Consider the following 24,843-nt stretch of genomic DNA (forward strand, 5'->3'; position numbering starts at 1 on the left):
GACCATAGAGCATTGGAACCACCTGATCCCATCCCGAACTCAGTAGTGAAACGATGCATCGCCGATGGTAGTGTGGGGTTTCCCCATGTGAGAGTAGGTCATCGTCAAGATTAAATTCCGAAACCCCATTTGCGAAAGCAGATGGGGTTTTGTTTTGGGCGGTCGAAAAGCGTGGGCACGCAATGTATCAAGCGTTTCCCTGTTGCAGCCTGCCACCGCCTTCAATGCTAAAGTCCATGCCTCGATTTTGCTTTTCCCAAGGAAGCCGTTATGCCGGATGCGACGTCCCTCAGCGCTGGATTCATGGTGGTTCACGGCAACCGCCTGGACGAACTGCGCAGTCTGGTAGTCAGCTGGATGCGCCGTTATCCCCTGGCTCCTCTGGAAAACGAAATTGCTCTGGTCCAAAGCAACGGCATTGCCCAATGGCTCAAGTTGGCCTTGGCAGAAGATCCGGAAGAAGATGATATGGGCGGCTGTGGCATCGCCGCGGCTATCGATGTGCAACTCCCCGGTAGCTTCATGTGGCAGCTCTATCGCATGGTTTTGGGCAAAGACGAAATCCCGCCCAAATCCCTGCTCGATAAGGCCCCGCTGACCTGGCGCCTGATGCGCCTGCTCCCGGAGCTCATCGACCAACCGCACTTCGAGCCCCTGCAGCGCTTTCTCACCGACGACACCGACCTGCGCAAACGCTATCAACTGGCCGAACGCCTGGCCGACTTGTTCGACCAATACCAGGTCTACCGCGCCGACTGGCTGGAAGATTGGGCCGCCGGTCGCCATCAACTGCGCAATGGCCGAGGCGAAGCAAAGCCCCTGAACCCGGCAAATTGTTGGCAGGCCGAACTATGGCGTGCACTGCTATTGGACGTTGGCGAAGAGGGCATGGCCGAAAGCCGTGCCGGTGTTCACCAGCGTTTTATCGAGCGGATCAACACCCTCGAAAAAGCCCCTCAGGGGCTGCCGTCCCGAGTCATCGTTTTCGGCATTTCATCCTTGCCCGCCCAAGCGCTGGAAGCACTCGCCGGCCTGGCACGCTTCAGCCAAGTCCTGCTGTGCGTACACAACCCTTGCCGCCACCACTGGTCCGACATCGTCGCCGACAAAGACCTGCTGCGTAACGAGTACAAACGCCAGGCGCGCAAAGCCGGCATGCCAGTCACCATCGACCCGCAAACCCTGCACCAACATGCGCACCCGTTGCTGGCCGCTTGGGGCAAACAGGGCCGCGACTACATTAGCCTGCTGGACAGCTACGACGACCCCAACAGCTACCGCGCCGCCTTCCGTGATGGCCGCATCGACCTGTTCAGCGACAACGAACCCACCACGTTGCTCAACCAATTGCAGGACGACATCCTCGAACTGCGCCCACTCAATGAAACCCGCGAACTGTGGCCGGGTGTCGATCTAAATCACGACAGCTCCATCCGCTTCCACGTCGCCCACAGCGCCCAACGCGAAGTGGAAATCCTCCATGACCAATTGCTCCAACGCTTCAGCGCCGACCCCACACTGCGCCCGCGTGACATCATCGTCATGGTCCCCGACGTCGACAGCTACGCGCCGCACATCCGCGCCGTCTTCGGCCAGCTTGAGCGAAACGACCCACGCTTCATCCCGTTCACCCTCACCGACCAAGGCCAACGCGGCCGCGATCCGCTGCTGATCGCCGTCGAACACCTGCTAAAACTTCCAGATAGCCGCTTCCCCGTCAGCGAAATCCTCGACCTGCTCGACGTCCCCGCCTTGCGCGAACGTTTTGCCATCAAGGAGCGCGATCTGCCCACGCTGCACCGCTGGATCGAAGGCGCCGGCATTCGCTGGGGCCTCAACGCCGAACAGCGCGCCGGCCTCGGCCTCCCCCAGGAGCTTGAGCAAAACAGCTGGCGATTCGGCCTGCGCCGTATGTTGCTGGGCTATGCCGTGGGCACTGGAATCGCCTGTGACGGTATTGAGCCCTACGATGAAATCGGCGGGCTGGACGCCGCGTTGATCGGCCCACTGGTCGCCTTGCTCGATGCGCTAAACCACGCCCATCAAGCCTTGTCACAACCGGCAAGCCCCCCAGAATGGGGCGAGCGCCTGCAACGCCTGATGCAGCTGTTCTTCCTGCCCAGCAGCGAGCACGACGACTATCTACTCGGCCAACTCGAACAGCTGCGAGAAGACTGGCTGGAAACCTGCGAGTCCGTCGGCCTGCAGGACGAGTTACCCCTTACCGTCGTCCGCGAAGCCTGGCTCGCCGGCCTCGACCAAGGCCGCCTGTCCCAGCGCTTCCTTGCTGGGGCTGTCAATTTCTGCACCCTGATGCCCATGCGCGCCATCCCGTTCAAGCTGGTCTGCCTGCTCGGCATGAACGACGGCGACTACCCGCGAGCCCAGCCGCCGTTGGACTTCGACCTGATGGGCAGCGACTACCGCCCCGGCGACCGTTCACGCCGCGAAGACGATCGTTACCTGCTGCTCGAAGCGCTGCTGTCCGCCCGCGATCAGCTCTATATCAGCTGGGTAGGCCGCAGCATCCGCGACAACAGTGATCGCCCGGCCTCGGTATTGATCGGCCAGTTGCGTGACCACCTCGCCAGCGGCTGGCATAACGCAGACACACAAGAACCGTTGCTGGAAGCCATGACCCAGGAGCACCCACTCCAACCCTTCAGCGCCCGCTATTTCCACGAAGGTGATGCGCTGTTCAGCTACGCCCGCGAATGGCAATTGCTCCATCAAGCACCCGTGGCCACGGCTACAGAAGAACACTTGGCAGAGCACCACCAGGAAGAACCTCTGAGCCTCGGTCAGTTGCAAGACTTTGTGCGCAACCCCGTCAAACACTTCTTCAGCCAGCGTCTGAAAGTGTTCTTCGAAGCCGCCGAAGTCCCGCTGGCCGATGAAGAACCTTTCGTTCTCGATGCCTTGCAACGCTACAGCCTCAGCGACAGCCTGCTCAATGCAGCCTTGGCCCAGCCCGATCACATAGACCAGGCCCTGAATGCCCAAGCCCTGCGCCTGCAAGGCAGTGGCCTGCTGCCCATGGTCGGTTTCGGCGAATGCCTGCGTAATGAATTGGTCGAGCCATTGCCCGATCTACTGCAGCGTTATCAACACTTACTGGCGCTCTGGCCTACGCCACAAACCGCTGCCGAACCGATCAGTTTTGAGCATCAAGGCATTGAACTCGAAGGCTGGATCAGTGGCCTGCATCGGCGCAGTGATGGCGGATTGTTAAGCGTCACCACCATCCCCAACAGCATTGGCTCGATCAAGACCCGCAAGTGGCATCGACTGATCCGCCCGTGGGTCAATCATGTGGTGGCCTGCGCCTGCGGCTTGCCACTCAGTACCGGGCTGGTCGCCAGTGACGACACCCTGCTGCTGGCCCCGCTGGAAAAAACCGTCGCCCAGGAACTACTCGGCAACCTTTTACTGGCCTGGCACACCGGCATGCGCAAACCACTGCCCGTCGCCGTGAAAACCGCCTTCGCCTGGCTTGGCCAAACCGACCCCGACAAGGCCCAGGCGGCAGCCAGCAAAGCCTATGAAGGTGACGGCCTGACCACCGACGGCGAACGCCGCGAAACCCCGGCGCTCACTCGCCAATTCCCGGATTACGCCACGCTCATCGCCAGCGAAGAATTCGAAGGTTGGGCCGAAACCCTGTATCGGCCCTTGATCAACGCCCCATGGCGATCACTCAGCAGCGAGGAGGCCAGCGCATGATCAGTAAACCTTTGGCCCTGGCCTTCCCACTCAAAGGCAGCCAGCTGATTGAAGCCAGCGCCGGCACTGGCAAGACCTTCACCATTTCCGCCCTGTACCTGCGCCTGGTGCTTGGTCACGGTGGCGACGAATCCGGCTTTGGTCGTGAACTGCTGCCACCGCAAATCCTGGTGGTGACCTTCACCGACGCCGCCACCAAAGAGCTGCGCGAACGCATCCGCATCCGCCTCGCCGAAGCCGCGCGGTTCTTCCGCGACGAAATTGAGCAACCGGACGCCCTGATCGCCGACCTGCGTGACCAATACCTGCCCGAGCAATGGCCTGCCTGTGCCAACCGCCTGGACATCGCCGCCCAATGGATGGACGAAGCTGCGGTTTCGACCATCCACAGTTGGTGCCAGCGCATGCTGCGCGAACACGCGTTCGACAGCGGCAGCCTGTTCACCCAAACCCTGGAAACCGACCACAGCGACCTGCTCGGCGAAGTGCTGCGCGATTACTGGCGGCTGTTCTGCTACCCAATGCACGACGATGCGCTCAACTGGGTGCGCAAAAACTGGAGCGGCCCCGCCGCGCTGATGCCACGCGTGCGCGCGCTGTTCGGCAGCGAACGGCCCACCGATGAAACCCGTGAGCCGGCCGAATTGATCAACGCTTGCTTGCAAGAACGCCGCCAAGCGCTGGTCGCGCTCAAGGCGCCCTGGCAACAATGGGCCATCGAGCTGCGCGATATCTGCCTGCAAGCCGTCGCCGCCAAAGCCGTCGACGGCCGCAAGATGCAGGCGCGTTACTTCGAACCCTGGTTCGAAAAGATCAGCGCCTGGGCCGCTGACGAAACCCTCGAACAACTCGACATCGGCACCGGCTTCACCCGCCTCACGCCCGATGGCATGGCCGAAGCCTGGAAGGGCGAGCCGCCGCGTCACCCTGGCATCGACGCCATGACCAGCCTCAAGGCCAGCCTCGACGCGCTGCCAACCCCCGATGCCGCCGTGTTGCAACACGCCGCCGGTTGGGTCGGTAAACGCTTCGAAGAAGAAAAACGCCGCCGCGCCGAAATGGGCTTCGACGACATGCTCATCCGCCTCAACGCCGCCCTGCAAGCCGACGGCGGCGAGCGCCTGGCCAATGTGATCCGTGAGCAATTCCCGGTCGCCCTGATCGACGAATTCCAGGACACCGACCCGGTGCAATACAGCATCTTCGACAGCATCTACCGCATCGAAGAAAACCACCTAGACAGTGGCCTGTTCCTGATCGGCGACCCCAAACAGGCCATTTACGCCTTCCGTGGCGCCGACATCTACACCTACCTGCGCGCCCGCCAGTCCACCACCGGCCGCCATCACACCCTGGGCACCAACTTCCGTTCCAGCCACGCGATGGTCGAGGCGGTCAACCATGTGTTCCAGCGTGCCGAGACCGGCCGTGGCGCGTTCCTGTTCCGTGAGCCAAATGGCGACAACCCGGTGCCGTTCCACTCGGTGTTGTCCCAAGGCCGCAAAGAGCAGTTGCAGGTCGATGGTCAAACCTTGCCGGCGATGAACCTCTGGCACCTGCCCACCGATCAGCCGATTTCCAACGCGGTCTATCGCCAACAACTCGCGGCGGCCTGCGCTGCGCAAATTGTTGAGTTGCTCAATGGCGGGCAGCAGGGCCGCGCGGGTTTCCTACAACCGGATGGCAGCTTAAAAGGCGTACTCCCGTCAGACATCGCCATCCTGGTGCGCGACGGCAAAGAAGCCCAAGCCGTGCGCGCCGAGCTGGCCGCCCGTGGCGTGCGCAGCGTTTATCTGTCTGACAAGGATTCGGTGTTCGCCGCCCAGGAAGCCCATGACCTGCTGGCCTGGCTCAAGGCCTGCGCCGAGCCGGACGTCGAGCGCCCACTGCGCGCCGCCCTGGCCTGCGTCACCCTGAACCTGTCACTGGCGGAACTGGAGCGTCTGAACCAGGACGAACTGGCGTGGGAAACCCGCGTGATGCAGTTCCGTGGTTATCGCGCGATCTGGCGTACCCAAGGCGTGCTGCCGATGCTGCGACGCCTGCTGCATGATTTCAAACTGCCGCAAACCCTGATCGCCCGCAGTGACGGCGAACGCGTATTGACCAACCTGTTGCACCTGAGCGAACTGCTGCAACAGGCCGCGTCAGAGCTGGACGGCGAGCAGGCATTGATCCGCCACCTGGCCGAACACCTGGCACTGTCGGGCCAGGCCGGTGAAGAACAGATTCTGCGCCTGGAAAGCGACGAACAACTGGTCAAGGTGGTGACCATCCACAAATCCAAGGGCCTGGAATACGACCTGGTCTTCCTGCCGTTTATCTGCTCGGCCAAGCCGGTGGATGGCAGCCGCTTGCCGCTGCATTACCACGACGAACAGGGCAAATCCCAAGTCAGCCTGCGGCCGACCGCCGAGCTGATTGCCCAAGCCGACGACGAGCGCCTGGCCGAAGACCTGCGGTTGTTCTACGTCGCCCTCACGCGCGCCAAACACGCGTGCTGGTTGGGCATTGCCGACCTCAAACGTGGCAATAACAGCAGCTCGGTCTTGCACCTGTCCGCGCTGGGTTATCTGCTCGGTGGCGGTGCCTCGTTGGGCGAGTCCGCCGGTTTGGCGCGCTGGCTGCTGGACTTGCAGGAGGGCTGCGCTGCCATCCACTACACCCACGTGCCCGACGCGCAAGACAGCCTGTTCCACCCGCCGCGTAACGAGGCTACCTTGCTGGCACCGTTACTGCCCACGCGCAAAGCCGCTGAAAACTGGTGGATCGCTTCTTACAGTGCGCTAAGAATTGGCGACAGCATGAGCGCCGCTAATCTAGAAGCACCAGAAAGCCCACAAGCCCAGAAGCTGTTCGACGACGAACGCCTCGACCCCGACGCACCGCGTGAAGTGGCAGCGTCTGGCGGCGACATTCACCGTTTCCCACGTGGCCCTAACCCCGGCACCTTTCTCCATGGTCTGTTGGAATGGGCGGGCGAGGAAGGCTTCAACGTGACGCCCGAGGCCATCGAAAAAGCCGTGGGCGCCCGCTGTAATCGGCGCAACTGGGAAGGCTGGATCGTCACCCTCAGCGGCTGGCTCGGCCATTTGCTGCAAACGCCGCTGCCGGTAGATAACGATCTAGTCGCCCTCAGCAGCCTGCAGCACTACCAGATCGAAATGGAGTTCTGGTTCGCCAGCCACAAAGTCGACGTGCTGGCCCTCGACAAGCTAGTGTGCCAGCACACCCACAACGGCGTGTCCCGAGTGGCCGCCGAACCGGTGCTGCTCAACGGTATGTTCAAGGGTTTTATCGACCTGACGTTCGAACACGACGGCCGTTATTACGTGGCCGACTACAAATCCAACTGGCTCGGCCCTGACGATTCGGCCTACACGCAGGACGCCATGGAACAGTCGATCCTCGAGCATCGGTACGACCTGCAATACGTACTTTACCTGCTGGCCCTGCACCGCCAGTTGAAGGCACGCCTGCCGGATTACGACTATGACCGCCATGTCGGCGGTGCGCTGTACCTGTTCCTGCGGGGCACCCAGGCCACGAGCCAGGGCGCGTATTTCACCCGGCCGCCACGTGAGCTGATCGAAGGCTTGGACCTGCTGTTCCAGGGCAAACCCATACCGCCCAAGGTTGAGCCCGCCTGGGAACAAGGAGTGCTGCTATGAGGCTGTCGCCCTTACCGCTTGAGGAGCTGCTACCCCTCAGTCGCGCCGCCGACCTGTTGCAGTTGTTGGAACGCTGGGTTGAGCGTGGCTGGCTGCGCGCATTGGACAAAGCCTTCGTCGGCTTCCTCCACGAACTCGACCCGCAGGCCGACCCGCTGGTATTGCTGGCCGCCGCATTGACCAGCCACCAACTGGGCCATGGCCACGTCTGCCTGGACTTGTTCGAAACCCTTAAAGCGCCAGACTTTGCCCTGTCATTGCCCCCCGAAGGCGACCTGCAAACCGGCGCCATGTTGCTGCCCTCGCAATTGCTCGACGGCCTTGATGGCGCCCACTGGTGCCAGGCGCTGGCCGCCAGCCACTTGGTCGCGCTGGCTGTTGATGGCACTGAATCGGCCCAAAGCCGCCCGCTGGTGCTGTCCGGCAAACGCCTGTATTTGCGCCGCTACTGGACCTACGAACGGCGCCTCGACATGGCATTACGCCTGCGCCTGGCCACCCTGGAAACCGTCGCCACTGATTTGCCGCAACGCCTGAACACCTTGTTCGATCAAGCGCCGCCGGACGGCGTGATCGACTGGCAAAAACTTGCCTGCGCCCTGGCCACACGCGGTGCCTTCAGCATCGTTACCGGCGGCCCCGGCACGGGTAAAACCACCACTGTAGTGCGCTTGCTCGCGCTGCTGCAGGCCCCGGCGGTAGAGGCCAACAGCCCATTGCGCATCCGCCTCGCCGCGCCCACGGGCAAAGCCGCCGCACGCCTCACCGAATCCATCAGCCAGCAAGTACTCTCGCTGAATGTGCCGGACAGCGTGCGGGAAAAAATCCCCACCCAGGTCACCACGGTTCACCGCCTGCTTGGCAGCCGCCCCGGCACGCGACATTTTCGGCATCACCTCGGCAACCCGTTGCCATTGGATGTGCTGGTGGTGGACGAAGCCTCGATGATCGACCTGGAAATGATGGCCAACCTGCTGGACGCGTTGCCGCCCCACGCACGCCTGGTATTGCTCGGGGACAAAGACCAACTCGCTTCGGTCGAAGCCGGCGCCGTGCTCGGCGACTTATGCCGTGATGCCGAAGCTGGCTGGTACAGCCCCGACACGCGCCAATGGCTGCAAGCGGTCAGCGGCGAAGACCTCAGTGCCAGCGGCCTGCAGGAAGATCTCGATGGCAGTCATCCGCTCGCCCAGCAAGTGGTCATGCTGCGCTATTCGCGACGCTTCGGCGAAGGCAGTGGCATCGGCCAACTGGCGCGTTGGGTTAACCAGCAAAATGCCGAAGAGGCGCGCAGACTGCTTGCCGCGCGCAGCCACAACGACCTGTTCTGCCTCAGCCTCAAGGGCGAACACGATCACGCGCTTGAGCGCCTGGTGCTGGACGGGCAGGGCGACGACGCCCAGGGTTATCGCTATTACCTCAACCTGCTGCACAGCGCGCGCCCGGCCCTCGACACAGCGCGCGAAGACGCCGCCTGGACCCACTGGGCGCAACAACTATTGCAAGCCTTCGACGCCTTCCAACTGCTCTGCGCCGTGCGCAAAGGCCCATGGGGCGTGGAAGGTTTAAACCAGCGCATCACCGCCGCCTTGCGCAAAGTGCGGCTGATCGAAGGCGATGACCAATGGTACGAAGGCCGCCCGGTGTTGATGACCCGCAATGACTACGGCCTGGGCTTGATGAACGGCGACATCGGCATCGCCCTCAAACTGCCCGAAAGCGACGGTGGCCCACAGGTGCTGCGTGTGGCTTTCCCACGCAACGATGGCCAGGGTGGGGTGCGTTTTGTACTGCCCAGCCGTCTGAATGATGTGGAAACCGTGTACGCCATGACCGTGCACAAATCCCAGGGCTCCGAATTCACTCACACGGCGCTGATCCTGCCCGATGCGCTGAACCCGGTGCTGACCAAAGAGCTGATCTACACCGGCATCACCCGCGCCAAACGCTGGTTCAGTTTGATCGAACCGCGAGGCGGGGTGTTTGAAGAAGCGGTGCGGCGCAAGGTCAAACGCCTGAGCGGGTTGATGCTGGAGTTGGATGCCGCCCTCGATAAAACTGACTGATTGGTCATTAAATATTTCTGGTTTAGTTGTCTGATTTTTCTGAAAATATAGCGGGCTTTGATAAACCCCCAGTTCGTGGGGTTTTCCGCCGCTGTGCTATCGTTGCGGCATCACCCTGTAAAATATTTGAGAGAATTGCTGCATGAACGTGGCTGTCTCGCCCACAGAGCGCAGTTTGAGCTGGAGACGCATGTTACTGGTGGCGGTGCTATGCCTGCTCGCCCCGCGTGTATTTGCGCAGACGCCCAGCCTGGCGGATCACCGCGCCCAGGCGGTCACCCAAGTGGTACTCGGCATCCTCAGTTATGCCCGTTGGCCGGTGGAGCCTGCACAACTGCGCTTGTGCATCGTCGGCCCCACCCAATACACCGACGACCTTGTCAAAGGCACCACCCAGGCCACTGGCCGCCCGGTGGTGGTGCAGCGCCTGCTGGCCGATAATCCCGATATCGTCAGTGCCTGCGACGCCATTTACATCGGCAAACTCACCGCCGATGAACGCAGCCGCCTGTTCACCTCATTGATCGGCCACCCGGTGCTCAGCATCAGCGAAGGCGGCGACCAATGCACCGTGGGCAGCCTGTTCTGCCTGCGCGTGGGCGATGAGCAAGTGTCGTTCGAGGTCAACCTGGATTCCGTCGCCCGTAGCGGCGTGCGCATCCACCCCAGTGTGTTGCAACTGTCCCGACGTCGAGCGCCAGCGCCATGAGAACCGCTAAAGCGCGGCCGACCTTGCGTTCGGTCATTGGCCGTGGGCATTTGATCCTGGCACTGGTGGCCGTGACCCTGGCCAGTGTGTCGCTGACCCTGCTCGGCGTGCTGGCGCTGCGGGTGTATGCCGAACACAACCTGCACCTGATCGCGCGCTCCATCAACTACACAGTGGAAGCTGCGGTGGTGTTCGATGACAGTGCCGCCGCCACCGAAGCGTTGAGCCTGATTGCATCGACTGAAGAAGTGGCCCAGGCCGAAGTCTTCGACGCCAACGGCAAGCTGCTGGCGCAATGGGTACGGCCCGAAACCGGCATGCTCTCCAAGGTCGAGCTGGCGGTGGCGCACACCCTGCTCGAACAGCCCATCAGCCAGCCGGTCCTGCATCAGGGCCAGCCCGTCGGCAGCATTCACTTGGTCGGCCATGGCGGCAGCCTGCTGCGCTTTTTGCTCAGTGGCCTGGCCGGGATTCTGATTTGTACCGCGCTCAGCGCCTGGGTTGCGTTGTACCTGGCGCGGCGTCTGTTGCAAGGCATCACCCAACCGCTGCAAAGCCTTGCCGCCGTGGCCCACGCCGCCCGCAGCGAGCGCGATTTCGACCGCCGCGTGCCACCGGCGCAGATCGCCGAACTCGATAGCCTCGGCAGCGACTTCAACGCCTTGCTCGGTGAGATGGAAGCCTGGCAAAGCCACCTGCAAAGTGAAAATGAAACCCTCGCCCACCAAGCCAGCCACGACAGCCTCACCGGCTTGCCCAACCGCGCGTTCTTCGAAGGCCGCCTGATTCGCGCACTGCGCAGCGCCGCCAAGATCAATGAGAAAGTGGCGGTGTTGTTCCTCGACAGCGACCGCTTCAAAGACATCAACGACAACTTTGGCCACGCCGCCGGCGATGCCGTGCTGGTCGCCGTCGCCGAACGCGTGCGTGCGCAGCTGCGTGAGGATGACCTGGTGGCGCGCCTGGGCGGTGATGAATTCGCGATCCTGCTGGCGCCGCTGCACAAGGCCGAGGATGCCCAGCGCATCGCCGACAAGATCATTGCCAGCATGGACAAACCAATCCCGTTGCCCGGCAATACCCAGGTGCTGACCTCCCTCAGTATCGGCATCGCCATCTACCCCGATCATGGCGCCACTCCCGGCACCCTGCTTAATGCCGCCGACGCGGCCATGTACCAAGCCAAGCGGCTGTCCCAGGGCGGCCAGCAAACGGCGGAGGCGGAGCCTACCGCTGCCAACGTTCAACACAGGAGTTGATCCCTTGTTCTCGAAAACGCGTGTTCTGTTTATCACTTTACTGGTGGCCTTCCTGGCCCTCGGCGGCTGCCAGACGCCGCCGCCCAAAGGCCTGACCCCGGCGCAAGTCGCGGTCCTCAAACAACAAGGCTTTGAACTCACCGACGAAGGCTGGGCCTTCGGGTTATCCGGCAAAGTGCTGTTCGGCAGCGACGTCGAAAGCCTCAACAAAGCCAGCACCGACATCGTCGAACGCATCGGCAAAGCCCTGACGGGCGCCGGTATCGACCGCGTGCGCGTAGACGGCCACACCGACGCCTCGGGCAAAGAAACCTACAACCAGCAGTTATCCCTGCGCCGCGCCAAAAGCGTGGGCAAGGTGCTGACCAGCGTGGGCATGAAAGAAGAAAACATCCAACTGCGCGGCCTGGGCAGCAGCGAACCGGTGGCGTCAAACACCACCGTGGCAGGCCGCACCGAGAACCGGCGCGTGTCGATCGTCGTGATTGCCGACTAAGCACCTCACTCAATCCCAACGTGGCAATGCGGTCAACTGTGGGAGCAGGCAAGCCAGCTCCCACACTTATTTGTGCCAGACCTGAATCCTGTGCCCACCACCCTTCAACTGTGGGAGCGGGCTTGCTCGCGAATGCGGTGTATCAGCAGTAGATAAGCTGCCTGACCCACCGCCATCGCAGGCAAGCCAGCTCCCACACTTATTTGTGCCAGACCTGAATCCTGTGCCCACCACCCTTCAACTGTGGGAGCGGGCTTGCTCGCGAATGCGGTGTATCAGCAGTAGATAAGCTACCTGACCCACCGCCATCGCAGGCAAGCCAGCTCCCACACTTATTTGTGCCAGACCTGAATCCTGTGCCCACCACCCTTCAACTGTGGGAGCGGGCTTGCTCGCGAATGCGGTGTATCAGCAGTAGATAAGCTACCTGACCCACCGCCATCGCAGGCAAGCCAGCTCCCACACTTATTTGTGCCAGACCTGAATCTTGTGCTCGCCACCATTCAACTGTGGGAGCGGGCTTGCCCGCGAATGCGGTGTATCAGCAGCAGATAACCTGCCTGACCCACCGCCATTCGCAGGCAAGCCAGCTCCCACACTTGTTTGTGGCAGACCTGAATCCTGTGCCCGCCACCCTTCAACTGTGGGAGCCGGGCTTGCCCGCGATGGCGGTGGGTCAGCTGAGGATTTACTCACTGACCCACCGCTTTCGCGAGCAAGCCCGCTCCCATATTTTGTTTTGAAGTGTGCTTGCTGGCGTGTTCGCTTAGCTGCTCGGCGTCATTGCTTGTGTCAGGTCATCCACCACGGCTTTGCCCATCTCACACAGGTAATGCGCGGCCCATGCGTATTGCTCTACACCCACACTCATGACGAATCTTGATGGCTAAGCTGATGAGGTTTCGCTTTTTCGCAAGTGGTGGGCTTAGTTAAATGGGCGCTCTAACTAACCACCTTAAAGAATCTCGATGATCATAAAAGGCAGTAATTTCAGCCAAGAGGTGTGCAGCCATGCAACAGCCTTGGTTGATGAACTACAAGGCACACCCACTCAACTTCCGGACAAGAAGCCGATGTCTATCAGTAATGCTGAGGTACTCGCTCTGATTTATTCCGGGGCGGACGTAACAGTTGATTCGTCTATGTTCTCGGCGTTGCAGCGTGACAGTCAGGCAATAGCGGCTCGAGATTCGAAGCGCCACGTAACGTTCCGGAATGCAGCGATGATTGATCAGTCAGAACGGTTAGCGCTGTCGAAAAATGCACCCATGGCTGTGCATTTCGATTTTTCTTGAGTGTTGTCTCGATACCTAGAAAGAGCAAGTTATCAGACATGGCCTGCTAGACATTTGAAGTGTTCTTATCTCAAAAAGAAAAAGCCGAGCCCCATGGACAACTCCGATATCGCGATCACGCTGGTCTTGATCTCTGCCTTCATGCACGCCACCTGGAATGCTGTAGTCCGCGCCGGTAGCAGTCGCTTCATGACCTTGGCCATGGTTGATGGTACCGCGCTAGTGATATGCCTGCTGGCCTTGCCATTTGTCAGAGTGCCGAGCCTGGAGGTTGGGGGCTATATCCTCGTCTCCGTGATGCTCAATACGGTCTATCGGCTATTTCTGATCAAGGCGTATGAAACGGGTGACTTCGGCCAGGTTTACCCCGTGATGCGTGGGGTACCGCCCGTATTGGTCGCGCTGTTTTCCTACTTTCTGCTGCATGAGCAGTTGTCACTCCAGGCTTTGACCGGAGTGTTGCTGATTTGTGTGGGGATTATCAGCCTGACCTTTGTGCGCAGGATGACGGCGCAGATGTTCAAACCGATCCTGATGGCGGTGTGCGCCGGTGTGTTTATTGCGTCTTACACGGTGGTGGATGCCAAAGGTGTAAGAGCGAGTGAGACGGTAATGCAGTACATCATCTACCTGACAGTGTTCCAGAGTATTCCGATCCCTGTGCTGGCGTATTCCAAAGAGCGTTCAGCCTTGGCTCAAGCAATACGTGGGCATTGGCGAGTAGGCCTGTTAGGCGGTGTTTTTTACCTGGCGTCTTACGGATTGGTGTTGTTTGCGTTATCGCTGGATGCGGTCGCCAAGGTCTCAGCGCTGCGGGAAACCAGTGTTATTATCGGCGCCATTATTGCCGCGCTGTTCTTTCATGAACGGTTCGGTTGGCGACGGATGCTGTCGGCATTCGTCATTGTTTGCGGGATCATCTTGATCAAAGTGAGCACCTGATGGCCCAGCGTCCGCCTCCCACACCCATGCTTCAAGCGTTCGTCAGCGCAGCGCAAACGGGTAGTTTTGCGCGTGCTGCCTCTGAGCTCAACCTCACCGCCAGTGCCATCAGTCATCAAATTGCGGGCCTTGAGGAGTGGTGGGGCGTGCTGTTGTTTGAGCGGCACTCGCGCGGTGTGAAGCTGACGGCAGCGGGGCAGGCCTTATTGCCGGTAACCGACGGATTTTTCAAGGCGCTGGACGGGGTGCTGCATTCGCTCAACCCCGGTAAATCCCAGCCGTTGTACCTCTCATGCACCTCTTCCCTCTGTTCGACGTGGCTGATTCCCAGAATGCACGGCTCTCACACTGAGGCCTCGTTCAACATTGACCTGGTGTTGACCAGCGCTGACATGAGCGGCGCCAGCCTGGAGGCTCATCAATACGATGTCGCGGTGGTGATGGGGTACGGCGACTACCCGGATCATCATGTTGAACTGCTGATGCGCGACGCGGTGTTCCCCGTTTGTTCGCCGGAGTTTCTGCGGTTGAAGGGTGATATTGCACAGGAAGATGTCGCCCGGTACCCGCTGATCCATCGGGTGGACGATCAGGTGTGTCCGGGGTGGGAAAGCTGGTTTGCATTTCAGGGGCTGGCGGCGCCGCCTTATCACCATGGGCCGCGATTTCCGGATTCGAGCCAGGCGATCAGTCTGGCGGTGAAGGGCACAGGGATTGCGCTGGGCAGAACTGCGTTGGTGTACGACCAATTGGAAGGCGGCACATTGGTTGCGCTGAATAGCCCAGTGATGATGTCGCCAGCGGCCTATTACATAATTTGCCGAAACGGACGACAGTCGGAGCCCGATATCGCTCGGTTAATTGTTTGGCTCAAGAGCACCGCGGGTGAGTTTTTGCGGGAAGTGCGGGCTCGGTATCCGCAAATAGCTGGGGCTGGTGCGGTTTAGAAGTGGAAGGAGCAAGCTTCCTCCCACATTCCGATCGTTCCCACGCTCCGCGTGGGAATGCATCCTGTGACGCTCCGCGTCACGACTTCAAGAGCAGACGCAGAGCGTCCAGGGCGGCATTCCCACGCAGAGCGTGGGAACGATCTGCGATCTAGCCTTTAGCTCGTAGGCGTCATTGCTTGCGTCAGGTCATCCACCACGGCTTTGCCCATCTCACACAGGTAGTGTGCGGCCCAGGCGTATTGTTCGCCGCGTACATCCATGGCGGCTTCCATGGCGAGTTTCTTGGAGTAGAACAGCAGGGTGGAGGCGTGTTCCAGGGCTTGCTCGATGGGCATGCCGGAGTTGACGCGGAACAGCGGTTTTTGGTTTTCGCCGTAGTCGCCGAAGGTGACGACGCCGAGGGTGGTGATGGATGAAAGGGGTGGATCGGGGACGATTTTGCTCATGATGATTGCTCTCTGCTGAAGTAGAGCTGCCACATCACATCGCTAAACATGAAGAGGGTGGCAGCTGTGTGCAGGTTAGCGATCCGGGCCAGAGCGCATCCCGGGTAGACTCGAAAGTCTCCCGCACACAGCCGCCATAAAACGCTAAAAGCTGACGAGAGCCAGCTGATACTGTTGGGGGCAGTGTCACGCCTGAAACCCGGATCGCTAAACCCGATCGCTGATGAGCAGCGAAGTCAGGAGGCTAGTGACCCAAACGGTAAGGCGCAATAGGGTAGAGAGTCTCTAGGAAACGTCCTGCAAATTAAAGCGAATCGTCGCTGATGGCCCTTTAATCCGCGAACCTCATCTCCCGCGTTTCCCCCATCAACAACCCCGCGTTCTGCTCCGTCACTTCCCTGATGTAATCCCACAACAGCGTAATCCGCTTCAGCTTCCGCAAATCCTCCCGGCAATACATCCAAAACTGCCGCGTTATCGCAATCTGCTCGCCCAGCACCGGCAACAACCGTGGATCCTGCGCCGCCAGAAAGCACGGCAAAATAGCCATCGACCGGCCCTGCTGCGCCGCCACGTACTGCGCGATCACGCTGGTACTGCGCAAACTCGCGCTGGCGCCGGGCACCACGTTTGCCAGGTACAACAGCTCCGAACTGAACGCCAGATCATCCACATAGCTGATAAATGGATGCTCGGCCAAATCTGCCGGTTTGCGGATCGGCGGGTGTTGGTCGAGGTAGTCCTGGGTCGCGTACAGCTGCAGCTTGTAGTCGCACAGTTTGCAGCACACATACGGCCCGTGTTCCGGGCGTTCCAGGGCGATCACTATGTCGGCTTCGCGCTTGGACAGGCTGATGAAGTGGGGCAGGGGCAAAATATCCACCGAGATTGCCGGGTAAGTGTCGACAAAGTGGCTGAGCTGCGGCGTGACAAAAAAGCTGCCGAAACCTTCGGTGCAGCCCATGCGCACATGCCCGGACAGCGCCACGCCAGAGCCGGACACCTGCTCGCAGGCCATGTGCAGCGTGCTTTCGATGGACTCCGCATACCCCAGCAAACGCTGGCCTTCGGTGGTGAGCACGAAGCCGTTGGTCCGGGATTTCTCGAACAGCAATGTGCCGAGCGACACTTCCAACGAACTGATGCGCCGCGACACGGTGGTGTAGTCCACCGCCAGGCGCTTGGCGGCGACGCTGGCCTTGCGGGTGCGGGCCACTTCGAGGAAAAACTTCAGGTCATCCCAGTTCAGGGAGCCTAGCGACGTGATGTTTTTTTGCATATTGGACCGGCTTTTATGTGCGTTCTTATTAGAGATTTGCACATCTATACTCCAAAAACAGTCCGAACGCCTCATTCTTCAAGGCGATAGGGGTGTGCTCTCAATAGATGGCGGATCGCGTTGGAGCTGTGATTGTGTCAGGCAAGGCGCGGGACGAAGAGGATGCTTCTGCCTCTTCAAGTCCCGCAACGCAGACTGGCGCGATCACAGCTCCAACCCGCAGGGCCAAGTCCCAAATGAAAGTGTTAGGGATGAACCGGATTTACGCTGGGACGCAGGCGCGACCGTCAGCTATTGAGAGCACACCCCTGGCCTTGGTTCTCTGCACAAATATAAGATTTGGAGACCACATGAACGCTTCTGCCGATATTTCCGTGCAACAGGTCAAGTTGCTGATCAAGGGTGAATGGGTCGAATCCAAGACCACCCACTGGCAAGACATCGTCAACCCGGCCACTCAAGAGGTGCTGGCCAAAGTCCCTTTCGCCACCGCCGATGAAGTCAACGCCGCCATCGACGCTGCCCATCAAGCTTTTCAAACCTGGAAGCTCACGCCGATCGGCGCACGCATGCGCATCATGCTCAAGCTGCAAGCCTTGATCCGCGAACATTCCAAGCGCATCGCCGTAGTCCTGAGCGCCGAGCAGGGTAAGACCATTGCCGACGCCGAAGGCGATATTTTCCGTGGCCTGGAAGTGGTTGAACACGCGTGCTCCATCGGCACCTTGCAGATGGGCGAATTCGCTGAAAACGTCGCCGGTGGCGTCGACACCTACACCCTGCGTCAGCCCATCGGCGTATGCGCAGGCATCACTCCGTTCAACTTCCCGGCGATGATTCCACTGTGGATGTTCCCGATGGCGATTGCCTGCGGTAACACTTTCGTGCTCAAACCGTCCGAACAAGACCCTCTGTCGACGATGCTGCTGGTAGAACTGGCGCTGGAAGCCGGTGTGCCGGCCGGCGTGCTCAACGTGGTGCACGGCGGCAAGGATGTGGTGGATGCGCTGTGCACCCATAAAGATATCAAGGCAGTTTCTTTCGTCGGTTCGACCGCCGTTGGTACCCACGTGTACGACCTGGCCGGCAAACACGGTAAGCGCGTGCAGTCGATGATGGGCGCCAAGAACCACGCCGTGGTGCTGCCGGACGCCAACCGCGAACACACCTTGAATGCGCTGGTCGGTGCCGGTTTCGGCGCGGCAGGCCAGCGTTGCATGGCCACCTCGGTGGTGGTGCTGGTGGGCGCGGCCAAGCAGTGGCTGCCGGATTTGAAAGCGCTGGCGCAAAAACTCAAGGTTAACGCTGGCAGTGAAGCGGGCACGGATGTCGGCCCGGTGATCTCCAAACGCGCCAAGGCGCGCATTCTGGAACTGATCGAAAGCGGCGTGAAAGAAGGCGCCAAGCTGGAGCTGGACGGCCGCGACATCAAGGTGCCGGGCTTCGAACACGGCAACTTCGTCGGCCCGACCCTGTTCTCGGGCGTGACCACTGACATGCAGATCTACACCCAGGAAATCTTCGGCCCGGTGCTGGTGGTGCTGGAAGTCGCCACGCTGGATGAGGCCATCGCGCTGGTCAACGCCAACCCGTTCGGCAACGGCACTGGCCTGTTCACCCAAAGCGGTGCGGCCGCGCGTAAGTTCCAGAGCGAAATCGATGTAGGCCAGGTCGGTATCAACATCCCGATTCCGGTGCCAGTGCCGTTCTTCAGCTTCACCGGTTCGCGCGGTTCCAAGCTCGGCGACCTCGGCCCGTACGGCAAGCAAGTGGTGCAGTTCTACACCCAGACCAAAACCGTCACCAGCCGCTGGTTCGACGACGACACGGTCAACGATGGCGTCAACACCACCATCAACCTGCGCTGATTTGGGGAGACGATCATGAAGATTGCATTTATCGGCCTGGGCAACATGGGCGCGCCCATGGCCCGCAACCTGATCAAGGCTGGCCATGCGCTGAACCTGTTTGATTTGAACCAGACAGTGCTCAAGGAGTTGGCCGAACTGGGCGGCACCATCAGCGACTCGCCGCGTGATGCGGCCAGCGGCGCGGAGCTGGTGATTACCATGCTGCCGGCCGCTGCCCATGTGCGCAGCGTGTGGCTGAATGAAGATGGCGTGCTTGCTGGCATCGGCAAAGGCGTGCCGGCGGTGGATTGCAGCACCATCGACCCGCAAACCATTCGCGATGTGTCCACGGCGGCGGCAAAACAAGGCGTGGTGGTGGCCGACGCACCCGTCTCCGGCGGCACGGGTGGCGCGCAAGCCGGGACGCTGACCTTCATGGTCGGCGCTACCCCGGAACTGTTCGCCACCCTGCAACCGGTGCTGGCGCAGATGGGCCGCAATATCGTGCATTGTGGCGATGTCGGCACCGGCCAGATCGCCAAGATCTGCAACAACCTGTTGCTCGGCATCAGCATGGTCGGCGTCAGCGAGGCCATGGCCCTGGGCGATGCGCTGGGCATCGACACGCAAGTGCTGGCCGGGATTATCAACAGCTCCACCGGGCGCTGCTGGAGTTCCGACACTTACAACCCATGGCCGGGCGTGATTGAAACTGCGCCGTCGTCCCGTGGCTATACCGGTGGTTTCGGCGCCGACCTGATGCTCAAGGACCTGGGGCTGGCTACCGAAGCCGCACGCCAGGCCAAGCAACCGGTGATCCTCGGCGCCGTGGCCCAGCAGTTGTATCAATCAATGAGTCAGCGTGGGGAAGGGGGTAAAGACTTCTCGGCGATCATCAACAGCTATCGCAAACCCAAGTAGGGGCGTTTCCGAGAGCCCGCGTCGGGCGGGCTCTCGGGTTTTTGCCGGTTACCACAGTGGCTTTTCGTAGCTGACGATCAAGCGTGTTTCGTCTATATCGCTTTCAAAGTTGGAGCGCATCATTGCGTTGCGTAAGCGGACTTTGACGTTTTTCAGGGTCGGATTCTGGAAGGCATAGCTCACATCGATATCCCGTTCCCACTCACGCCCGTCCGAACGGCCCGGCCCTCGGTCGACGTTGCTGCCCGATGCATAGCGCGTAAACATGGAAAGGCCGGGAACGCCCAGCGCGGTGAAGTCGTAGTCGTAGCGTACTTGCCAGGATTTTTCATCCTTATTGGCGAAGTCGCTGTACTGCAGAAAATTCACCAGTGTGGGATAGCTTCCTCTTACAGCTGCGTGGCCTGTGTTGCCTGACATGGTTTGGTAGGCCCCACCCAATTTATGCGCCCCCCATGCGTAGGTCAGCATCGCACCCACTGCGGTGTTGTCGATGTTGGTTTGGCCGTTATCGAGAGAGCGCGTGTAACGCAATTCACTTTTCAGGCTTTGGTCCTCGGCAACTGGATAGGTATGTTGAAGGCTGCCCGCGTGCTGGGTGTAGAGGTTGTCCAGCGTGCTGTAGTAGTAGCTGGCGGTGAGTTGTTTGTTGACGGCGTAACTACCGCCTGCAAAGTCGAATGCATTCGATTGATTCTTCCCACGAACCACGATATTCCTGCGTGCGCCGGTGGCGACCGCCAACGCTTCATAGTTGGTTGAGTCGACCTGGTTGACGTGGGTAATTCTGCCCACGTCCAGCGTCAGGTCTTTGAGTTCCTGGGAGCGCAGGTGCGCGCCCTTGAAAAGCTGCGGCTGCAAGCGGCCGACGTTTTTTTCCAGTATCGGTAGCGCTGGTGGGGCCAGCGCACCGATTTTCAGCGTCGTTTGGGAAGCCCTGAATTTTGCCGTAAAAGCGGCTTCGCCATAGCTGTCTTCGGCTTTGCCGGATTGACGCACCGGCAATAAGCCGGAGCGGGTTCGGTCTGCACTTGAATCAAGCTTGAAGCCCGCCATGGCGAGGACATCGACGCCAACACCCACGGTGCCTTCGGTGTACCCGGACTCAATTTGCAACGCGAAACCTTGTGCCCATTCTTCGCGCTTGGACTGCGTGGCATTGGGCTCACGGTAGTCACGGTTGAAGTAAAAGTTCTTCAGCTCAAGCTTGCCGGTGCTGTCACTGATGAAGTCAGCGAGGGCAGAGGGTGCGAGAAAAACACAGATGTTTAACACACATACTTTGGTCAGGACGTTCAATTGGGCAGCCTGCGTGAGTGGGAAGACTCATCGCAGGGTGCTTTAAAGGGGCCGGACTCACGCTAGGGAAAAACTGAAGCAGGCCAAGGATTTATCTGATGCTGCTTATGCAAACACAAAATACTTACGCACGGTCTCGACCACTTCCCACGTGCCCTTCATACCGGGTTCCACCACAAAGATATCCCCAGCGCGCAGGTGAATCGGCTCCATGCCTTCTGGTGTGATCACGCAGTAGCCTTCCTGGAAGTGGCAATATTCCCACTTCACGTATTCCACGTACCACTTGCCTGGTGTGCAGATCCAAGTGCCCATGATCTTGCTGCCGTCTTCGCTGGTGTAGGCGTTGAGGTTGACGGTGTGCGGGTCGCCCTCGAGCTTTTCCCATTTGCAGGCATCCAGGACAGGTAGCGGGTGGGTGTCACGCAGTACGGTGATGGGCTTGGACATGATGGCTCCGAGGCAGGGAAGGGAAAGATGAACCCTAAGGCCTTGGGCGTTGTGTCAGTGGTCTGAACTCGACATCGGGATGCCCAGAAGCGCAGCCGAATGCGATCTCTCAGACACTGTGCAGTCCATGTGGGAGCGGGCTTGCCCGCGATAGCGGAGTGTCAGGTACTGGAGATGCAGCTGTGCCGCCGTCATCGCGGGCAAGCCCGGCTCCCACAGGGAAAGGAGGCGCTCTTGAGTGATAGGTTTGTGCGGTAAAGCGCTATTTCCCCGCAGTAACTGCAAAAAATTTCCCGTGTTGCGCAGGAATTAGCAAGAAAATGCACGGCTGGCCCTCGTATCATTCACCCAAGAACGAGTGAGAGCCTTGCAATGAACCCAATAAAAACGTGGTGGGATATCAGCCCGCCCTTGAGCACGGCGACGCCAACCTGGCCGGGCGATACGCCGTTCCAGGAAGAGCGCGTGTGGCAGTTTGGCCCGGAGTGCCCGGTGAATGTGGGGCGCGTGACATTTTCGCCGCACACTGGCGCCCATGTGGACGCGCCGCTGCATTACAGCGCCGACGGTGCGCCGATCGGCGAGGTGTCGCTGGATGTGTACATGGGCCCGTGCCGGGTGTTGCATTGCCTGGGCAGCGGCGCGCTGGTGCAGCCGCATCAGTTGCAAGGGCGTGTGGATAACTTGCCTGAGCGTGTGCTACTGCGCACTTATCCACAAGCACCGCTGACCGAGTGGGACTCGAACTTCACCGCCATCGCACCACAAACCATTGAGCTGCTCGCCAGCCTGGGCGTGCGTCTGATCGGTATCGACACACCGTCCCTGGACCCGCAACAGTCCAAGACCATGGATTCGCACAACGCCGTGGCCCGCCATGGCATGGCGATTCTCGAAGGCATCGTGCTTGATGATGTACCGGAGGGCGACTATGAGTTGATCGCGCTGCCGTTGCGTTTTGCCAACCTGGACGCCAGCCCCGTCCGTGCCATTCTCCGCCCGCTCAAGGAGCCCACGCGATGAGCCAGTGTCCCTTTTCACCTGATTACCAGCCGCCGGAAGAATGGCATAACGCCGAACTGAATTTTTCCGAGTCCATGAGCTACGGCGACTACCTGGACCTGGGCAAAGTCCTCAGCGCCCAGCACCCGCTGTCGCCCGATCACAACGAAATGCTCTTTATCATCCAGCACCAGACTTCAGAGCTGTGGATGAAACTGATGCTCCACGAACTCAAGGCCGCCCGCGAGCACGTGCGCCTGGGCGAGTTGCCGCCGGCATTCAAGATGCTGGCGCGAGTGTCACGGATCTTCGATCAACTGGTGCATGCCTGGGCCGTGCTGGCGACCATGACGCCGTCGGAGTACAAGGCGATTCGCCCGTTTCTGGGGCAGTCGTCGGGGTTCCAGTCGTTCCAGTACCGTGAGATCGAATTTATCCTTGGCAATAAAAGCGCAGCGCTGTTGCGGCCGCACGCGCATCGGCCAGAATTGTTGAACGAGTTGAAAGTGGCGATTGCCACGCCGTCGCTGTACGACGAGGCGATTAATCTGATGGTTAAAGCCGGGTTGGCGATTGACCCCAAGCGCGCCGAACGCGACCCGGCGGCGGCCACGGTTCACGATGAGTCCGTGGAGGCGGCGTGGCGCGAGGTGTATCGCGACCCGAGTCGGTATTGGGATTTGTATCAGTTGGCCGAGAAGTTTATCGACCTGGAAGACTCATTCCGCCAGTGGCGCTTTCGGCATGTGACCACGGTGGAGCGCATCATTGGCTTCCAGCCCGGCACCGGTGGCACGGAAGGCGTGGGTTATTTGCGCAAGATGCTCGACACCGTGCTGTTCCCCGAACTGTGGCGAGTGCGTTCCACGCTCTAAACAAAAAGCCCCGGAATCCCGGGGCTGATCGTTCCCACGCTCTGCGTGGGAATGCCGCTTTGGACGCTCTGCGTCCGCTTCATGTGGGAGCTGGCTTGCCTGCGATAGCGGTCTGTCAGCCAGCTCATCCACTGACTGACCCACCGCCATCGCGGGCAAGCCCGGCTCCCACAGGGATCACCGTGCGTTCACTACCGCGTTGCTTTTTCTAATCCGCAACCGATAAGCAATGTAGATAATCCCCACCCAAACCGGCATCGCATACACCGAGTTGTTAATCCCTGGAATCGCCAGCATCACGCTGATGATCATCACCATGAACGCCAGGCACAGGTAGTTGCTGAACGGGAACCAGAAGGTCTTGAACGACGGCGTCACGCCTTGCTCGCCCATGGCCTTGCGGAACTTGATGTGGGTGAGGCTGATCAGTGCCCAGTTGATCATCAGCGAAGCAACCACCAGCGCAAACAGCAGTTCCAGCGCACTGTGCGGCGCGACGTAGTTGACCACCACGCACAGCATCGTCACCAGCGCCGAAATGGCCAGGGCGCGAATCGGCACGCCTTGTTTGTTGAGTTTCATCAGCGCTTTGGGCGCATCGCCTTGCTCGGCCAGGCCGAACAGCATGCGGCTGTTGCAGTACACGCCGCTGTTGTACACCGACAGCGCCGCGGTCAGCACCACGAAGTTGAGGATGTGTGCGGCGGTGTCGTTACCGATCAGCGAGAAGATCTGTACAAACGGGCTGCCGCTGTAGGCATCGCCCGACGCGCCGAGGGTTTGCAGCAGTTGGTCCCACGGGTACAGCGACAGCAGCACGGTCAGCGCGCCGACGTAGAAAATCAGGATGCGGTAGACCACCTGGTTGATGGCCTTGGGGATCACTTTGCGCGGCTCGCTGGCCTCGGCTGCGGTGATACCCACCAGCTCCAGGCCGCCGAACGAGAACATGATGAAGGCCATGGACATCAACAGCCCCATGCCGCCATTGGGGAAGAACCCGCCGTGGCTCCACAGGTTGCTCACCGAGGCTTGCGGGCCACCGGTGCCGCTGAACAGCAGGTAACAGCCGAGCACGATCATGCCGACAATCGCCACCACCTTGATGATCGCGAACCAGAACTCGGCTTCACCGAAGAACTTCACGTTGAGGGTGTTGATCAGGTTGACCGCGACAAAGAACACCAGCGCGCTGACCCAGGTCGGAATCTCCGGCCACCAGAACTGGATGTATTTGCCCACGGCTGTCAGTTCGGCCATGCCCACCAGCACGTAGAGCACCCAGTAGTTCCAGCCCGCGAGGAAACCTGCGTAACCGCCCCAGTATTTGTGGGCGAAGTGGCTGAAGGAGCCGGCCACCGGCTCTTCGACGATCATCTCGCCAAGCTGGCGCATGATCAGGAACGCGATGAAACCGGCAATCGCGTAGCCCAGGATCATGGACGGCCCCGCCGACTTGAGCACCCCGGCCGAGCCAAGGAACAACCCTGTGCCAATCGCCCCTCCCAAGGCGATCAGCTGAATGTGCCGGTTCTTCAGGCCACGCTTGAGGCCCACCGGGTTAACCATGTCATCCGCCATTAACATTCCCTTCTACTTGTTTTTCTTGA

At 60.3% G+C, this 24,843-nt stretch carries 18 protein-coding genes, 1 rRNA gene and 1 pseudogene; 14 read left to right on the forward strand and 6 right to left on the reverse strand.

Annotated features, from left to right (window positions below):
- The 7 genes from rrf to HBO23_RS27335 form a co-directional block, all read left to right on the forward strand.
- Positions 1-110: ribosomal RNA gene (gene rrf, locus HBO23_RS27305) — 5S ribosomal RNA — on the forward strand; the annotation flags it as partial.
- A 160-nt stretch (positions 111-270) separates the two neighbouring features.
- The gene (gene recC, locus HBO23_RS27310) at positions 271-3,723 is read left to right on the forward strand and encodes an exodeoxyribonuclease V subunit gamma (protein ID WP_170040471.1); all 3,453 of its coding nucleotides are present in this window, start codon (positions 271-273) and stop codon (positions 3,721-3,723) included.
- Positions 3,720-7,394, forward strand: a complete 3,675-nt coding sequence (gene recB, locus HBO23_RS27315) for an exodeoxyribonuclease V subunit beta (protein WP_170040473.1) — start codon at positions 3,720-3,722, stop codon at positions 7,392-7,394. Before recC ends, recB begins: the two co-directional genes overlap by 4 nt.
- Positions 7,391-9,460 carry an exodeoxyribonuclease V subunit alpha gene (gene recD, locus HBO23_RS27320; RefSeq protein ID WP_170040475.1) on the forward strand — a complete coding sequence of 690 codons (2,070 nt, stop codon included), beginning with the start codon at positions 7,391-7,393 and terminating at the stop codon, positions 9,458-9,460. Before recB ends, recD begins: the two co-directional genes overlap by 4 nt.
- 142 nt (positions 9,461-9,602) lie before the next feature.
- Positions 9,603-10,169: a YfiR family protein gene (locus tag HBO23_RS27325; protein WP_099549471.1), complete on the forward strand. Its 567-nt coding sequence runs from the start codon at positions 9,603-9,605 to the stop codon at positions 10,167-10,169.
- Positions 10,166-11,428 carry a diguanylate cyclase gene (locus HBO23_RS27330; RefSeq protein ID WP_017137979.1) on the forward strand — a complete coding sequence of 421 codons (1,263 nt, stop codon included), beginning with the start codon at positions 10,166-10,168 and terminating at the stop codon, positions 11,426-11,428. Before HBO23_RS27325 ends, HBO23_RS27330 begins: the two co-directional genes overlap by 4 nt.
- 4 nt (positions 11,429-11,432) lie before the next feature.
- Positions 11,433-11,924 carry an OmpA family protein gene (locus HBO23_RS27335; RefSeq protein WP_017137978.1) on the forward strand — a complete coding sequence of 164 codons (492 nt, stop codon included), beginning with the start codon at positions 11,433-11,435 and terminating at the stop codon, positions 11,922-11,924.
- A 766-nt stretch (positions 11,925-12,690) separates the two neighbouring features.
- On the opposite strand, the pseudogene HBO23_RS27340 reads toward HBO23_RS27335, so the two are convergent.
- Positions 12,691-12,780, reverse strand: a pseudogene (locus tag HBO23_RS27340) (DUF3077 domain-containing protein); the annotation flags it as partial.
- A 112-nt stretch (positions 12,781-12,892) separates the two neighbouring features.
- Here HBO23_RS27340 and HBO23_RS27345 point away from each other — a divergent pair.
- From HBO23_RS27345 to HBO23_RS27355, 3 genes are all read left to right on the forward strand, one after another.
- The gene (locus HBO23_RS27345) at positions 12,893-13,219 is read left to right on the forward strand and encodes a hypothetical protein (protein WP_170040477.1); all 327 of its coding nucleotides are present in this window, start codon (positions 12,893-12,895) and stop codon (positions 13,217-13,219) included.
- A gap of 93 nt (positions 13,220-13,312) precedes the next feature.
- On the forward strand, positions 13,313-14,161 hold the full coding sequence (locus HBO23_RS27350) for an EamA family transporter (RefSeq protein WP_017137976.1): 849 nt from the start codon (positions 13,313-13,315) through the stop codon (positions 14,159-14,161).
- A complete protein-coding gene (locus HBO23_RS27355) occupies positions 14,161-15,108 on the forward strand; it encodes a LysR substrate-binding domain-containing protein (RefSeq protein WP_017137975.1) in 948 nt (315 codons plus the stop codon). The genes HBO23_RS27350 and HBO23_RS27355 overlap by 1 nt, the downstream gene beginning before the upstream one ends.
- Positions 15,109-15,266: 158 nt before the next feature.
- Here HBO23_RS27355 and HBO23_RS27360 read toward each other — a convergent pair whose 3' ends face one another.
- Positions 15,267-15,557, reverse strand: a complete 291-nt coding sequence (locus tag HBO23_RS27360) for a DUF3077 domain-containing protein (protein WP_017137974.1) — start codon at positions 15,555-15,557, stop codon at positions 15,267-15,269.
- 331 nt (positions 15,558-15,888) lie between these two features.
- Complete coding sequence (locus tag HBO23_RS27365; RefSeq protein WP_017137973.1) at positions 15,889-16,836, reverse strand: LysR family transcriptional regulator; 948 nt, start codon at positions 16,834-16,836, stop codon at positions 15,889-15,891.
- Between the two features lie 350 nt (positions 16,837-17,186).
- On the opposite strand from HBO23_RS27365, the gene HBO23_RS27370 reads away from it, so the two are divergent.
- Together HBO23_RS27370 and mmsB are read left to right on the forward strand one after the other, a co-directional pair.
- A complete protein-coding gene (locus tag HBO23_RS27370; protein WP_099549421.1) occupies positions 17,187-18,704 on the forward strand; it encodes a CoA-acylating methylmalonate-semialdehyde dehydrogenase in 1,518 nt (505 codons plus the stop codon).
- 15 nt (positions 18,705-18,719) lie between these two features.
- A complete protein-coding gene (gene mmsB, locus HBO23_RS27375) occupies positions 18,720-19,607 on the forward strand; it encodes a 3-hydroxyisobutyrate dehydrogenase (RefSeq protein ID WP_017137971.1) in 888 nt (295 codons plus the stop codon).
- 48 nt (positions 19,608-19,655) lie between these two features.
- On the opposite strand, the gene HBO23_RS27380 is transcribed toward mmsB, so the two are convergent.
- Together HBO23_RS27380 and HBO23_RS27385 are read right to left on the reverse strand one after the other, a co-directional pair.
- A complete protein-coding gene (locus HBO23_RS27380; protein ID WP_017137970.1) occupies positions 19,656-20,906 on the reverse strand; it encodes an OprD family porin in 1,251 nt (416 codons plus the stop codon).
- 105 nt (positions 20,907-21,011) lie between these two features.
- Positions 21,012-21,356, reverse strand: coding sequence for a cupin domain-containing protein (locus HBO23_RS27385; protein ID WP_003230905.1), 345 nt, complete (start codon positions 21,354-21,356; stop codon positions 21,012-21,014).
- Between the two features lie 372 nt (positions 21,357-21,728).
- Here HBO23_RS27385 and kynB point away from each other — a divergent pair, with 372 nt between their 5' ends.
- Together kynB and kynA are read left to right on the forward strand one after the other, a co-directional pair.
- The gene (gene kynB, locus HBO23_RS27390) at positions 21,729-22,379 is read left to right on the forward strand and encodes an arylformamidase (protein WP_017137969.1); all 651 of its coding nucleotides are present in this window, start codon (positions 21,729-21,731) and stop codon (positions 22,377-22,379) included.
- Positions 22,376-23,233, forward strand: a complete 858-nt coding sequence (gene kynA, locus HBO23_RS27395) for a tryptophan 2,3-dioxygenase (RefSeq protein ID WP_170040479.1) — start codon at positions 22,376-22,378, stop codon at positions 23,231-23,233. The genes kynB and kynA overlap by 4 nt, the downstream gene beginning before the upstream one ends.
- A gap of 177 nt (positions 23,234-23,410) precedes the next feature.
- Here the strand turns inward: kynA and HBO23_RS27400 are convergent, their stop codons facing one another.
- Entirely contained in the window at positions 23,411-24,814 is a 1,404-nt protein-coding gene (locus tag HBO23_RS27400; protein ID WP_017137967.1) for an amino acid permease, read from the reverse strand.
- Positions 24,815-24,843: the final 29 nt, after the last annotated feature.

The sequence above is a fragment of the Pseudomonas sp. WS 5532 genome (genome assembly GCF_012985445.1).
Taxonomy (GTDB): domain Bacteria; phylum Pseudomonadota; class Gammaproteobacteria; order Pseudomonadales; family Pseudomonadaceae; genus Aquipseudomonas; species Aquipseudomonas edaphica.

Coding starts and splice junctions, on each gene's coding strand:
- recC (WP_170040471.1), top strand. CDS start 271: ATGCCGGATGCGACGTCCCTCAGCGCTGGATTCATGGTGGTTCACGGC.
- recB (WP_170040473.1), top strand. CDS start 3,720: ATGATCAGTAAACCTTTGGCCCTGGCCTTCCCACTCAAAGGCAGCCAG.
- recD (WP_170040475.1), top strand. CDS start 7,391: ATGAGGCTGTCGCCCTTACCGCTTGAGGAGCTGCTACCCCTCAGTCGC.
- HBO23_RS27325 (WP_099549471.1), top strand. CDS start 9,603: ATGAACGTGGCTGTCTCGCCCACAGAGCGCAGTTTGAGCTGGAGACGC.
- HBO23_RS27330 (WP_017137979.1), top strand. CDS start 10,166: ATGAGAACCGCTAAAGCGCGGCCGACCTTGCGTTCGGTCATTGGCCGT.
- HBO23_RS27345 (WP_170040477.1), top strand. CDS start 12,893: ATGATCATAAAAGGCAGTAATTTCAGCCAAGAGGTGTGCAGCCATGCA.
- HBO23_RS27350 (WP_017137976.1), top strand. CDS start 13,313: ATGGACAACTCCGATATCGCGATCACGCTGGTCTTGATCTCTGCCTTC.
- HBO23_RS27355 (WP_017137975.1), top strand. CDS start 14,161: ATGGCCCAGCGTCCGCCTCCCACACCCATGCTTCAAGCGTTCGTCAGC.
- HBO23_RS27360 (WP_017137974.1), bottom strand. CDS start 15,557: ATGAGCAAAATCGTCCCCGATCCACCCCTTTCATCCATCACCACCCTC.
- HBO23_RS27365 (WP_017137973.1), bottom strand. CDS start 16,836: ATGCAAAAAAACATCACGTCGCTAGGCTCCCTGAACTGGGATGACCTG.
- HBO23_RS27370 (WP_099549421.1), top strand. CDS start 17,187: ATGAACGCTTCTGCCGATATTTCCGTGCAACAGGTCAAGTTGCTGATC.
- mmsB (WP_017137971.1), top strand. CDS start 18,720: ATGAAGATTGCATTTATCGGCCTGGGCAACATGGGCGCGCCCATGGCC.
- HBO23_RS27385 (WP_003230905.1), bottom strand. CDS start 21,356: ATGTCCAAGCCCATCACCGTACTGCGTGACACCCACCCGCTACCTGTC.
- kynB (WP_017137969.1), top strand. CDS start 21,729: ATGAACCCAATAAAAACGTGGTGGGATATCAGCCCGCCCTTGAGCACG.
- kynA (WP_170040479.1), top strand. CDS start 22,376: ATGAGCCAGTGTCCCTTTTCACCTGATTACCAGCCGCCGGAAGAATGG.
- HBO23_RS27400 (WP_017137967.1), bottom strand. CDS start 24,814: ATGGCGGATGACATGGTTAACCCGGTGGGCCTCAAGCGTGGCCTGAAG.